At 42.0% G+C, this 13,276-nt stretch carries 10 protein-coding genes; 6 read left to right on the plus strand and 4 right to left on the minus strand.

The window, feature by feature from the left end; translation table 11 throughout:
• Positions 1 to 526: 526 nt before the first annotated feature.
• From AC1DQW_RS08275 to AC1DQW_RS08285, 3 genes are all read left to right on the plus strand, one after another.
• Positions 527 to 2,227 carry a sodium:solute symporter family transporter gene (locus AC1DQW_RS08275; RefSeq protein WP_477453648.1) on the plus strand — a complete coding sequence of 567 codons (1,701 nt, stop codon included), beginning with the start codon at positions 527 to 529 and terminating at the stop codon, positions 2,225 to 2,227.
• 324 nt (positions 2,228 to 2,551) lie between these two features.
• On the plus strand, positions 2,552 to 4,369 hold the full coding sequence (locus tag AC1DQW_RS08280; RefSeq protein ID WP_477453649.1) for a S8 family peptidase: 1,818 nt from the start codon (positions 2,552 to 2,554) through the stop codon (positions 4,367 to 4,369).
• Positions 4,370 to 4,403: 34 nt separating this feature from the next.
• On the plus strand, positions 4,404 to 5,609 hold the full coding sequence (locus AC1DQW_RS08285) for a ComEC/Rec2 family competence protein (RefSeq protein ID WP_477453650.1): 1,206 nt from the start codon (positions 4,404 to 4,406) through the stop codon (positions 5,607 to 5,609).
• A 42-nt stretch (positions 5,610 to 5,651) separates the two neighbouring features.
• Here the strand turns inward: AC1DQW_RS08285 and AC1DQW_RS08290 are convergent, their stop codons facing one another.
• Positions 5,652 to 7,952, minus strand: coding sequence for a PAS domain-containing protein (locus tag AC1DQW_RS08290; protein ID WP_477453651.1), 2,301 nt, complete (start codon positions 7,950 to 7,952; stop codon positions 5,652 to 5,654).
• A 313-nt stretch (positions 7,953 to 8,265) separates the two neighbouring features.
• Here AC1DQW_RS08290 and AC1DQW_RS08295 point away from each other — a divergent pair, with 313 nt between their 5' ends.
• Positions 8,266 to 8,505: a hypothetical protein gene (locus AC1DQW_RS08295; RefSeq protein ID WP_477404782.1), complete on the plus strand. Its 240-nt coding sequence runs from the start codon at positions 8,266 to 8,268 to the stop codon at positions 8,503 to 8,505.
• A gap of 39 nt (positions 8,506 to 8,544) precedes the next feature.
• On the opposite strand, the gene AC1DQW_RS08300 is transcribed toward AC1DQW_RS08295, so the two are convergent.
• Positions 8,545 to 9,765, minus strand: a complete 1,221-nt coding sequence (locus AC1DQW_RS08300; RefSeq protein WP_477453652.1) for a family 8 glycosyl hydrolase — start codon at positions 9,763 to 9,765, stop codon at positions 8,545 to 8,547.
• Between the two features lie 15 nt (positions 9,766 to 9,780).
• A complete protein-coding gene (locus AC1DQW_RS08305; protein ID WP_477453653.1) occupies positions 9,781 to 9,957 on the minus strand; it encodes a hypothetical protein in 177 nt (58 codons plus the stop codon).
• A gap of 546 nt (positions 9,958 to 10,503) precedes the next feature.
• Here AC1DQW_RS08305 and AC1DQW_RS08310 point away from each other — a divergent pair.
• Together AC1DQW_RS08310 and AC1DQW_RS08315 are read left to right on the plus strand one after the other, a co-directional pair.
• Entirely contained in the window at positions 10,504 to 10,863 is a 360-nt protein-coding gene (locus AC1DQW_RS08310) for a response regulator (RefSeq protein ID WP_477404786.1), read from the plus strand.
• A gap of 80 nt (positions 10,864 to 10,943) precedes the next feature.
• The gene (locus tag AC1DQW_RS08315; RefSeq protein ID WP_477453654.1) at positions 10,944 to 12,809 is read left to right on the plus strand and encodes a CHASE3 domain-containing protein; all 1,866 of its coding nucleotides are present in this window, start codon (positions 10,944 to 10,946) and stop codon (positions 12,807 to 12,809) included.
• Positions 12,810 to 12,926: 117 nt separating this feature from the next.
• Here AC1DQW_RS08315 and AC1DQW_RS08320 read toward each other — a convergent pair whose 3' ends face one another.
• Entirely contained in the window at positions 12,927 to 13,226 is a 300-nt protein-coding gene (locus AC1DQW_RS08320) for a hypothetical protein (protein WP_477453655.1), read from the minus strand.
• Between the last annotated feature and the right edge of the window lie 50 nt (positions 13,227 to 13,276).

The following is a 13,276-nucleotide window of genomic DNA, read 5'->3' on the forward strand; positions in this document are numbered from 1 at the left end:
TCTATTCACAGACTGTACAGGGCGAAGAAGCATGGCGAATAATAGATGCTTCACTACGTTCAGCATGACAAATGTTTTTTGGCAAACACGTTATGGGTAGGCACCTCGCAATGGCAGGTGATTAAGGGACTTTACAGATAAAATAAATTCTGTTAATTCTGAAATTCGGTGAATTCCGGTTCGGAAAGATGCGTTAGGGATAGCAGTGGATACCGGCCTGCGCGTAATGCCTGCAGGCGTATGAACGGAAAGCCCGGCCCGCAGGGAACGCCATGTTGGATAAAGGATTGGTAGAGCAAGGGCCGATAGAGCAAGGATTGTTAGAGCAAGGATAAAAGACAAAGGACAAAAGACGCAGACATATTGGAGAATAAATTCTTCACTGCACCCGGAATAACAAACTATAGTGAAACAAAAGTATATTGCGACAAAAATTATATGATACAAACATGCAGCCCAAGATGGGATTCCGGCTGCTTGTTTTTTTAAAAAAAACTAACACAATTAAACAAATTAACCCCCCATTATGAATAAATTTTCAACCATTGATTACGTCATTTTCGTAATCTATTTTGTTGTGGTATCCAGCTACGGTTACTGGGTATACAGCCGCAAAAAAAAGGCCAGTATATCGGCCAGCCATGACTTTTTCCTGGCCGAGGGCTCACTTACCTGGTGGGCTATCGGTGCTTCGCTTATCGCATCAAACATTTCGGCCGAGCAATTTATAGGCACCAGCGGGCAGGGTTTTGCTGTCGGCCTGGCGGTTGCAGCTTATGAGTGGGTTGCAGCTATCGCTCTTATTATAGTGGCGGTATGGTTTGTACCGGTGTATCTCAAGAATAAGATATTTACCATGCCGCAGTTTTTACATACGCGGTACAACGAAACAGTAAGCTTTGTGATGGCCATTTTCTGGCTGTTTTTGTACGTGTTTGTTAACCTTACTTCGATACTTTACCTGGGTGCACTGGCCATTAACAGCCTGGCAGGCGGCGGCTACCTCCATGAGATTATTATCGGGCTGGCTATTTTCGCTTTGTTTATTACACTTGGCGGTATGAAAGTTATCGGTTTTACCGATGTTATCCAGGTGCTGGTATTGGTTGTAGGCGGTTTGGCCACTACATATATAGCCCTTACTTTGGTGAGTGAGCATTTTGGTTTAGGCAAAGATGCCATGGCCGGCTTAAACGCCATGTTTAAAGATGCGCCGGAACACTTTAAAATGATGATGGCCAAGCCCAAAGCCGGTGCCTCGCAAGACGAAATCAATAAGTACCTGGCACTACCAGGCATCGCCATGTATTTTGCGGGCCAGTGGATTGTGAATCTTAACTACTGGGGCTGTAACCAATACATTACCCAACGCGCTTTGGGTGCCGATCTTAAAACTGCACGTACCGGGATATTGTTTGCCGGTTTAATGAAACTGGCTATGCCTATCATTGTAGTTTTACCGGGTATTGCAGCATATGTATTGTATAAAAATGGCGGCCTGCAGCAGGAAATGGCATCGGGCGGGCATTTCAACTCTGATAATGCATATTCGGCTATACTTGGCTTTTTACCTACCGGGCTAAAAGGGCTTTCAGTTGCAGCGCTAACGGCCGCTATTGTGGCTTCGCTTGCAGGTAAGGCTAACAGTATCAGCACCATTTTTACGCTGGATATTTACAAAAAGCACATGGATAAAGAGGCCACCGAAAAGAAGATGGTTATTGTAGGCAAGCTGACTATCCTGGCTGCCCTGATCTTCTCCATTATACTTACCTGGAAAGATCTTTTGGGTATTGGCGGCGAAGGTGGCTTTACCTTCATCCAAAAATATACCGGCTTTATCAGTCCGGGGATATTTGCCATATTCATATTGGGTTTCTTCTGGAAACGTACTACCGGCGCGGCGGCTATCGCGGGGATCCTTACAGGTTTCGGCATGTCGGTATTGTTTAATAATTATGCACCGGCCTTGTTTGGTCACGAAACATTGCTGTATACCGCCTTCCCTAATGGCAAGGGTGGTTACGAAATTCCGTTCCTGATCTGTATGGGTCTGTCGTTCATGTTCACCATTATAGTTATGGTAGCTATTAGCTTTGCCGGACCGAAAGTGAATCCGAAAGCATTTGACATACCAAGGAGCATGTTTAAGGTAGATAAATCAACCCTGGCATTAATTATAATAACCCTTTTATTACTTACCGCACTTTATGTTAAGTTCTGGTAATATATAACAGTACAATAAAACTTTTAGGTTTACATTATATTTGATTTAGTCTCCCGGAGTGATTACCGGGGGACTTTTTTTGTATCGGGATGCTCCACAGGGGCACCTATATAACCCCGGCTTAACTGATGTCAGCTATCAAACCGGCTAATCAATTCACCTCCAAAAACAGCCCTGATAACCAATAAATTGTGAATAAATAAATCTATTTGCACCTTGCCTGATGCTTTATAATATGCTAACTTGGTATAGCTTAACATAGTTTACAGCTAAACGATATTAAGCCTCAAATTAACATCAAGTTAAACCTAAATCCTTTCTTGTATGATCATCAATCCAGGATTAATAGAGAGCCTTATCTTTAAAAAATTCCAGCAAACGTTGCGTTTCACACAGGATTCCCCAGTTTTTCCTGATGTTTGGCTTGCCTATTTTGAGCAAGGTAAACAGCTCAAAAAAAGCCGGGTAGACCTTATTTTAACACCCCATAAAAATTCCTCAGCCTCAGAGTTATTCAGTGCATTGTCTCACAATTTGCTGCGACAGGGAAAGCCGGAGGAAACAAACGGATGGCAACTGGCAACCAGTGGAGAATCTGTGGTAGCCTGTCTTACTTTTGAAGAACTAATATTGGTTGCTTTACCAATGACCCAGTGGTGGCAAACTTACCTGTTTAAGCAGGGCGTACCAACCGAAGATTATTATTGGCTTATCCGGCTTATAGGTGCAATTTTGTTATCGGCAAATACAAAAGAAACTCAAAGCGATAACCCTGTTGAAATAAAAGAAGAATTTGAAAATGCTTTTCATACTTATTTTGATGAATTTAGGCCATTTGAAATAAAAGCACCTGTTACCCTATGGGCTATAAACCGCAACAGGCGCGCAACTTTAACCATTGAAAGATCGGTGCCGGCAACCAAAGCCGATGCCGGCCGGCGCTTATTTGAAATTGATGGTTCGGGAATTGCCTGGGCCGTACTCGATTCTGGTATTGATGCACGTCATCCGGCCTTCAGAAAAACAGATGTATCAACAAAAAAACCTTATGATGATGCTTTAGGCGAAAAAACCGACAAATTCTCAAATCATACCCGGATAGTAGCCTCATATGATTTTACAAGGTTCAGAAAAGTGCTTGCAAGCATTCATAAGCAATATGCCTTTAACAAACCACGGCATATTCCTTCGGCCATCAGATCATCTGGCGACAGCAATGATGCCGGACTTTCAACTAACGAGGTTATGGACTTTGTTAAAGAAATAGATAACGATCTTAGAAACGGCAGGCTCCTGGATTGGTCGGTTATTGCCCCACTGTTGCGAATTCCGCATAATATCCTGGAATATTACCCGCCGGTGCACCCACATGGCACCCATGTAGCGGGTATTATTGGCGCAGGCCTAAAAGATGAAACTACCATGCAAAATATCATAGGGATGTGCCCGGGGATAGACCTTTATGATATCAGGGTAATGGATGATTCCGGATCGGGAGAAGAATTTAATATCCTGGCGGGCATACAATTCATTAGATGGATGAACAATCAAAGAGATGAACCGGCTATCCATGGTGTTAACATGAGCTTTTCGATGGTGCATGAGGTGGCCAGCTATGCCTGCGGGCAAACCCCTGTTTGCACCTGCTGCGAAAAGCTGGTTAATGAAGGCACCGTTGTGGTTGCAGCTGCAGGTAACCTTGGACAAGCATTGTTTCAAAGCCCCGATGGCAGTTCAAGTGCAGGGTTCCGGATGGTAAATATAACCGACCCGGGAAATGCCGAGCTGGTTATTACCGTTGGGGCAACTCATCGCAACAGGCCGCACAACTATGGTGTTTCTTATTTTTCGAGTAAGGGTCCAACAGGCGACGGAAGGCTAAAGCCCGACCTTGTTGCCCCGGGAGAAAAAATTGTTTCAACCAGTATAGATAATCGCATGGAGCGTATGGATGGTACATCAATGGCTGCTCCTCATGTTTCGGGTGCAGCTGCGCTGATATTAGCCAGGCATCGTGAACTTATTGGCCAGCCGACAAAAGTTAAACAGGCACTGTGCAAAACAGCTACCGACCTTGGCCGGGAAAAGTACTTCCAGGGTTGCGGCATGGTTGATGTGTTGCGGGCCATTCAATCGGTTTAAAAATCAGTTTATCATTACCTAAATCACATCTCATATGCTTTTCAGTTTAGAAGTTCTTGAAGCTAAATATGGTGACTGCCTGATGCTTCATTTTGGCGATCCTAATGACCCAAAATCTATATTAATTGATGGCGGCCCGCCGGGAGTTTACACAAAAACACTGAAGCCCCGCCTTATGGCAATCAAAGCAAAGCTTACCGGCGATGAGCCCTTGCCCCTGGCCATGGTAATGATAAGCCATGCTGATGAGGACCATATACAGGGAATTATCGACCTCACAGATGCCATGACGGATAAATTATCTGAGCAGGAGCAACAGGATTTTATTATTGATAATTTTTGGTTTAACAGTTTTGATGACATTATCGGGAACCAGCAGATACCAATCATTAAAGATTTAAAGACTTCTGCACACGCAGCAGATATAAGCTCTTTACAAATACCCGAGCTTGATAATGCCCCCGAACATATTGTTGCCGTAATTGCCTCCACAGGCCAGGGAAGACATATCCGCGATAACATTGCCAAATTAAATCTATCTGTTAACGCGCCCTTTAAAAACCTTAAACCTGGTAATACCAAACTTGTTCGCGGTGATACCAAAACTAAAAGTTTGCACATCGGCAATCTGGAAATCATCGTAGTACACCCCACTGCCAAACGATTACAGGAACTGCAGGTACAGTGGGATAAAGACCTTAAAAAAGCAGCCAAAGCAAAAAGCAAGGAAAAAAGCAAGCAGATCATCGTTTCGAGCCTTATTAATAATGATAAGTCGCCATTCAATTTATCCAGCATAGTTTGCCTGGTTAAGTTTGGGGATAAAAAAATGCTGCTTACTGGTGATGGACGGAGCGATGACATATATGCCGGCTTAAAACTAAAAGGGCTGCTTGATGAGCATGGCAAGATACACGTTGATATATTGAAAATGCCGCATCACGGGAGTAAAGCAGATATGACCCCGGATTTTTTAATGAACGTAACTGCAGATCATTATGTAGTATCTGCCAATGGTAAATTTAATAATCCAGATCAAGAAACATTGGATATGATGAACCAGGCAGTAAAAAAGGGAATTCTGCATTTAACCAACCATGACGGGGAACTGGAACTTAAAAAAAAGCTGGATGATTTTGTAAAAAAACTAAGCAGCAATGGCAATCCTTTACAGGTTGCGTTCCGGGATGAGGCCAACTTATCATTTATCATTAACTTAGAAGACAAAGTCAATTTTTAACGACATTTACCGCCAGATCAAATTGGGACTAATACCGTTAAGTTACGATAGATCCACAACATCGTTAATCTTGTTATGGATTTGGTATACTATGCCATCCATTTCGTTAACGCATACTTTTAACAGCTCAAAAATCTCCTCTTTTTCTTCCTCGTTGTCGGCTATATCCACCAGGGTCATGAGGCCAAGCATGGTGGCTACCGGCCGTCTTATCTCGTGCGAACTCATCCATGCCACTTCCTTCAAAAACTCATTCTGGCGTTTAATCTCCTGTTCCTTTTCTTTCCTTAGGGTGATGTTTTGATAAACCGCAATGTAACCCAAATAATTACTGTAATCATCAAACACAGGGGTTAACTCAATAGAAACCCATAAAGGCAACTTAAATTTGGTATTGATCACCAGGTCAACCGAAAAAGCTTCGTGCATTTTTTGCTTTTCATACATGCTGCTAATTTCGTCCTCATCCATACCGGGTTCCCTTAAACGCTCAAAGGGGTCATGGCCTTCCATTTCTGCAAAATTAAACCCCGTAATATCTTCAAATGCTTTATTGATCCATTGTACCCGGTTTTTAGGGTCGGTTACAATAATCATGTTGTTAACCCGGGTAATAATATCGGCCAGGCGCTTATTTTCCTGGGTCGACCGTTTAAGCGCGTCTATATCCTTAATTACGCCTATTAACCTCGTGGGCTCTTTTTGTTCATTGTAAATAAAATACCCCTGGTCCATAATGTATTTATAATGACCGTTACCGCAATTCACCCGGTACTCGTATTCCCAGTTTGTTTTTCCTTCACTTTTTATTTTATGCTGACTTTCTTTAACCCCGGCAACATCATCAGGGTGAATTAATCCACGCCACCATTCCAGGCAATACTCAATCTGGGCATAAGGGATGTCAACAAGTTGGGTTAAACTGGTGTTGTAAATAATATGATTGCTCACGATGTTAAGATCATAAATAACATCCTTTGTGGCCTGGGCTACCAGCTCATATCTTTCTATAGCTTCTTTAAGCTTGGTATCCTTTAATTTATCCTCCGTTATATCCGAAAAGTAAATCGCGACCCCATCATCTGTTGGATAGGCTGCCAGGCGAATCCATTTTTTTAGCACGAGCGAATACTCTTCCTGCCTTACAATAACTCTTTCTTCCAGCGCTTTCTGATAGTAGGGATATAACCGGTTCATTTCTTTCGGGAACAGGGTAAAAATACTTTCTCCTACAATATTTGTAATCTTTGCATCAACCAGCTTCCTGAAAACCTGGTTAATGCGGGTGATATTCATATCAAAATCCAAAGCGAAAAAAGCATCGCTAATGCTATTCAAAGTATTTTCCAGGCTGTACAGGTATTTATTCCTTTCCATTTCCAATTGTTTCAGCTCGGTAATATCCTGCATCGAACCAATTAGTTTTAAAGGAGTAGGGTGTTCTTCGTCTAACCGGGCAAGCTGTCGTACATAACGGGTTTCGCCGTTTAGTGCTACAATGCGGTGCGTAATGTCCATCGTTTTACCTGTACTAACGAGGTCATCCAACGCCCTTATCATCATTGGCCTGTCTTCGGGAAATATATGCTCCACGTAAATATTAAAAACCTCGCGCCCGCCATCTTTACTTATACCGGTAAGCATATACAATTCATCAGACCATATCAGTTTTTGAGTTTCAGGAAAATACTCCCATCCCCCAACTTTCGACATCATTTGCGTTTCCCTTAATTTTCTTTTTCCGCCCTGCAGGTCCTGGTTTATTTTCTCTAATGTTTGTTCAAATATCACCCGCTCGGTCATATCCTTTATCATAACCAGTATATTTGGCTGGTTGTTAAAAATGATCTTATGCGATGTTATACTCACATAAATGAGGGTTCCATCTTTTTTAACATGCCGCCAGGTACCATTTAAATTCAAATCTCCTGCAGTCCGTTTTGCCGATTCTCCATTTTTGGTATCATCCTGCGGTCTGATGTCGAGGATACTTTTTGTTAAAAACTCATCTCTGCTATATCCGTAGGCATTAATGGCAGCGTCATTAACCGAAATAATTTGAAACTCTTCGTCATAGATCCACATCGGCACCGGGTTGGCTTCATACATATAGCGGTACTGGTTTTCGCTTTGCCCAAGTTTTACATCATTCTTCCTTATCAGGTAATATAAAAAACATCCGTTTGCTATTACAAAGAAATATCCTTTGGCAGTGCTGAACAATAAAGACTGGTATTGGGTAAAATTATGCAGGAAATAAAAGAGTAACCGATCGCTAAAAGTGATCCAGAGAAGACTGATTATAACATAAATAATAGCTATCCGGAAAGCGCCTTTTTGCATAGATGAGCGTTAAATTAACAATTAAATTAAACGGATTAAGCATATTATTAGTTACACCAAAACATGTTTTAGCTGTTATTAACGTTGCGGCAGATCATATTTTATCAACAATTACTTGTCGATAAATTAATTACAACTGTTCACAAACGAATGGATGATATTGTTTTTTTGCAGTTGCTTATTTCCTCTTCCCTTCTCAAATCTCACATCTAACCAGGATTCCTTAAATTATGTTAAATTTTTTACCGCTTGCAATAATGAAATAGTTGAAACGTATTTTATAAGGTACCAGGATTTCAACATACATCATACTATGGAATACAAAATAAAATTAGCAGACGGAACCGCGCATATCATCAGCATTACAAGTGCCTACTTTAAAACATGGCATGTATGGAATATTAAATTTAAGGATGGACGGGCAGCCATGCTTTTTAAAATGGGCAGCGAATGGATGCAGCGAAATGAGGATTTCCTGGACGAGCACGTTTTAACGGCGATAGGCAACACTATTGATAAGATCATTCAAAGGCGCAATACGCTGTCGTTTTAAATTGAGGCTACCTCTGTTGGTGTTACTGCAGGGTCTCGCTCACCCCTTCCAATAATTACCGCTTAAAATAATCATGTTGAGCATTTTTATGCTGTTGTCGTAATAATCGTAATCTTTAAGTTTAAAATGCAGCAGGTAATCCCATGTGTGGTTAAGCCATTGCTGATTTTTGGCCCCGGTTGTGGCCGCTACGGCAAAGGGAGCAATAAAACTAAGTGCCTCGAAATAACGGGCCGGCAGGTCATTCCCCGATAAAGTATAACCTGCAGAAATGTTATCGGGGTTATCATTCGTTGTCGACCGGATCCAGCGGTTAATTTTGGTGGTTATGGCTTTGGCACGTGTGTCGCCGTACAATAAATAGTCGGCAGCTATGCGCCAGGGAACCCGGCAGGCGTTGTAGTTATAGTATCCATCGTACTTTGTTTCGAGATACATGGCTTTGGCCGGGCGCGGATGATGGTTCACCTGTTGAATAAAATCGGGCAGCAAACCTGCATCCGGGCTGTATCGCTGTTGCATCCGGGCAAATAAACGGTAGGTGCCGGCTATCACCTTATCCCAGCGCCCATCCCCAGTGGCGGCTTTAAACGCCTTGAAATGCGAGGGCATAAAATCGGATGAGCGGGTATCAAAATAATCTTTACTATCCGCCTCAACCTCATTACTCAGCAGGATAGTGAAGGTTTTCTGGTTTATTTCATACCGCATAATATCGGCTATCAGTACCCTGGCTTCCTTTAAGTAGTTGATGTCGCCCTGGCTGCCCCATTGCTTATCTGCCAGCAATAAGGAATATGCTATATCCATATCGCCGTCTGTTGCCGAAGAGTGATCAAGGTTATTGCCTTTTACATCCTGTGCCCAATTCATAAGGTGCTGCCCGCTTTTTGCCGGGTGCGCGCGGTAATAACGGAACAAAGCGTCATAAACCACCTTTGCTGCCGGATCGGCACCGGCCATGAGGACAACGATAATCATGCCATACCCCTGTCCTTCGGATACGCATTGTTTGTTGCCGGGTCTTTCAAACCAAATGTAGCTTTGGTTTTTGCCGGCTACCTGTTTTACATAGCGGCTTTTCCATTTCAGGTGAAAAGCGCGCACGCTGTTGTCCAGTTTTTGCCGGCTTACATGGCTTGGAATAATGCTGCCCGCAGTATATGAAGTATGCTGCGGAAAAGGTTTTAACGCATGTTGCGCATGTAAGCCGTAAAAAGCAAAAACTGCAACGTACAATACAATACCTTTTTTTAGCATAGCCAACCTTTATAGTTAAGAAAACAAACCGTGCGTTATCTCTATAGTTTCAGAATCGGCGTAAAAGTAAATAGTGGGGCCTTGCGGGCCATCAGTTATGGCTAAAATATCCGCCTGCTTAATATTGTTCTCGTTAATGAATGTTGCCAGGCGGTCGTGTGTAAAAAATGTATCTGATTTTACAATGATCATAGTAGTTTATTTTTATAGGTACAAGGTATGCTTTTTACCCAAACAGCAGATCAGGAGTTTAGACAAAACCAAAAAACACAAGTAAAAAACGTCCAAAACCTGTTCGAATATTGTAAATATTAATCATGAATAATAATTAAAATAACCAACAAACGGTATATTATAAACTTTCCGCAATGTATAAGCACGTATCCGGCAGATACTTTTCGTGTTTCAACATTACTCAAAACACGCAACCTGCTCTGTTAAATTTTCCGCTAAACCCTAAGCTGCTATTTGCTTTACCTTTTATAATTAACAGTTTAACCTAAGACTAAGCTTTTGGCAATGTAAATTATTTGACGAAAATTTCATTTTGATTAAAACAGGCTGCAAAAACACACATTCAGGTTAAATTTTTAATTAATATAATATTTTTTTAAGCAAAACATTGCAATATTGTATTCAACAATGTTAATTTGCATAATAAAAACTATAAACAAAATCGATAAGATATTTTATATTTAACAGGGATTATTAACTAATTTATAATAACTTCATAGCAGAATGATAAAAAAAATACTTGTAATAGAAGATGATGAAGATATTTTAGATTCAATTGATACCCTTTTGAGTTTGAATAATTTTGAGGTGAAAGGAATAACCCAGACAAATGATATCATTGAAGTACTGAAAGCCAACAAACCCGACCTGGTATTAACCGATTATATTTTACCGGGTATGAATGGCGGCAAAATTTGCCAGGTTATTAAAAACAATAAAGAGCTGGCCCACATCCCGGTTATTTTAATGACCGCCTATCATAAACAAGCTATTGCGATCGGGAATTTCGGACACGATGCCTACCTTCCAAAACCTTTTGAAAATCAGCATCTTGTTAACATCATTAATAAATTACTAAACTAAATGTAATTGTACCTTCCCCCTCCCACAATTATTTAAATGGTTTGATGTAAATTCCTTAAAAAGCCAACTCTTCCATTAAAATGAAAATATCGCTTAATCGTAATCTGCAAATTGGGTATGGCTTTTCTCTTTTTATACTTATCGTTATTTCCGTTTTATCCTATTTAAGTATCCACTTCCTGTTAAAAAGCGCCAACCTGGTTGATCATAGCTACACAATGATCCAAAAGCTCGAAAATATCGAGTCGATCATGAAAGATGCTGAAACAGGTCAGCGCGGATACCTGCTTACCAAACAGGAAGAGTTTTTACAGCCCTATAACGGAGCCGAAACAAAAGCACTTAAGCAAATACAGGAAGTCAGGCAATTAGCTGCCGACAATCCTCAGCAACAACAGAATATAGATGGGATCAAAAAAGTTTTAACAACCCGGCTAAGTATTTTAAAGGAATTGCTGGATAAGAATAAAAACAGCGAAACTGTAAGCATTAACGACCTCAAAAAGGGTAAACTCGCCATGGATGCCCTAAACCAATCCATTAACAAAACCGAGACCGCCGAGAGAAAATTGCTAAATACCAGGCTAAGTGCCTACAACACCTATGCTGCTTATGTGCCAGCTATTTTTGTAATTGGAGTGTTACTTGCCTTAATTTTCACGCTCATATCATACATGAGTGTTACCGCAATTATTGCCGGGCGAACAAAAATTCAAACCGAGCTTGAGTATAGGGAGCATGAAACAGCTGAGTTAAATGAAGAGCTGGCTGCTGCAAACGAAGAAATGAAAGCCATTAATGAAGAACTACTTGCCAGTAACGAAGAGCTTTCTGCATCGCAAGATATGCTTCATGCACTTAATAACGAGCTTGAGGAAAGGGTTATTGCACGTACGCAGGCGCTATCATTAAGCGAAACCCGGTTTCGCAAAATGATGCAAACCATTCCGCAGATAGCCTGGACAAATACTGCTGATGGCGAGGTTGACTTTTACAATCAGCAATGGTTTAATTATACGGGCCTTACCATTAAACAAACCAAAAACCAGGGCTGGCGCGAAGTGATCCACCAGGACGATCTCGCCCACAACCTGCAACGTTTCCAGGCCATACTTGATAGTAAGGAGGCCGGGGAGTACGAGATCCGCGAAAAACGCTTTGACGGCGATTACCGCTGGCACCTCATCAGGATGGCTCCCTTAAAAGACAACCGGGGCCAGGTGCAACTGTGGGTAGGTACAGCTACTGACATCCAGGAGATTAAGCAGCTGCAAGAGCAAAAGGACGACTTTATAAACATTGCAAGCCATGAGCTTAAAACACCCTTAACCAGCCTTAAATCGTCTATGCAGATCATCTACTCGATGAAAAATAAGCTTTCGCCCGAAAAGCTGGACGACCTTATAAGCCGGGCCAACAAAAGTGTTAATAAAGTAACCTATTTAATTGAAGACCTTTTGTATATAGGTAAATTGAACCAGGGCCAGGCTGATCTGGATAAAACGCCTATCACGCTTTCGCGCATTATTAAGGATAGCAACAACCATATCAAAGTTGCCGGAATTTATAAAGTGATCACTACCGGCGATATGGAGCTGCAGGTAGTGGCCGATGCCAGGCGTATTGAGCAGGTTGTGGTAAATTTTGTTAATAATGCCATAAAGTATGCTCCCGAATCCAAAGAAATCCACATCAGCATAGCGCAAGATGGCGGTATGGCCAGGGTATCGGTAACGGATAAAGGCCCCGGCATATCGTCAGAGAAAATCCCCTTCGTGTTTGACCGTTATTTTAGGGGGCACAGCAGTAGCAGCCAGTACTCCGGCCTGGGGATAGGCCTTTACATCAGCGCCGAGATCATTAAAAAACACGACGGGAGCGTTGGTGCCGAAAGTACATTAGGCGAGGGAAGTACTTTTTGGTTTACGTTGCCGCTGCAGGCATAACAAGACTATCCGCTTGCAACTATTGCCGTTGTAATCAATATGCTTTCAGTGGAATAAGAAATCTTCATTTAGCTTGCACCAATTGGGTAAGCTGGCGATACCATAAAACAGGAACGTCTATTTCAGGGCCTCGTAGATCTCCGCTGCCAATAAACCGCTGCCGCCGCCATAGTGCTGCACAATCCTGATTTCGGGATTGCAATTACGGAAATAAGCGCACAGCTGGTCTTCTGATTCTGGTTCGATACCGCCGCCAAGCAGTACCAATGTAAATGCCTGCTCATCGAAAGCCCGGGTAGCTTCATCATCAGTTTGGCAACCGGTAGCCATCCAGTTGGGATTGTTGTTTACCAGCCGTACTACAGTTGCCAGTATTTCGGGATGGCGGCCGATGACTAATATTTTTGTTTGTTCCATTTGCTATTTATATAGTCGTCATTATAAAGCACGAAGCAACCCCACGCTAT

The organism is Mucilaginibacter sp. P5_A4, from assembly GCF_056400605.1.

Bases quoted from the DNA above. Each gene is read 5' to 3' on its own strand.
- AC1DQW_RS08300 (WP_477453652.1), bottom strand. From the start codon at position 9,765: ATGCTAAAAAAAGGTATTGTATTGTACGTTGCAGTTTTTGCTTTTTAC.
- AC1DQW_RS08315 (WP_477453654.1), top strand. From the start codon at position 10,944: ATGAAAATATCGCTTAATCGTAATCTGCAAATTGGGTATGGCTTTTCT.
- AC1DQW_RS08285 (WP_477453650.1), top strand. From the start codon at position 4,404: ATGCTTTTCAGTTTAGAAGTTCTTGAAGCTAAATATGGTGACTGCCTG.
- AC1DQW_RS08275 (WP_477453648.1), top strand. From the start codon at position 527: ATGAATAAATTTTCAACCATTGATTACGTCATTTTCGTAATCTATTTT.
- AC1DQW_RS08310 (WP_477404786.1), top strand. From the start codon at position 10,504: ATGATAAAAAAAATACTTGTAATAGAAGATGATGAAGATATTTTAGAT.
- AC1DQW_RS08290 (WP_477453651.1), bottom strand. From the start codon at position 7,952: ATGCAAAAAGGCGCTTTCCGGATAGCTATTATTTATGTTATAATCAGT.
- AC1DQW_RS08320 (WP_477453655.1), bottom strand. From the start codon at position 13,226: ATGGAACAAACAAAAATATTAGTCATCGGCCGCCATCCCGAAATACTG.
- AC1DQW_RS08295 (WP_477404782.1), top strand. From the start codon at position 8,266: ATGGAATACAAAATAAAATTAGCAGACGGAACCGCGCATATCATCAGC.
- AC1DQW_RS08305 (WP_477453653.1), bottom strand. From the start codon at position 9,957: ATGATCATTGTAAAATCAGATACATTTTTTACACACGACCGCCTGGCA.
- AC1DQW_RS08280 (WP_477453649.1), top strand. From the start codon at position 2,552: ATGATCATCAATCCAGGATTAATAGAGAGCCTTATCTTTAAAAAATTC.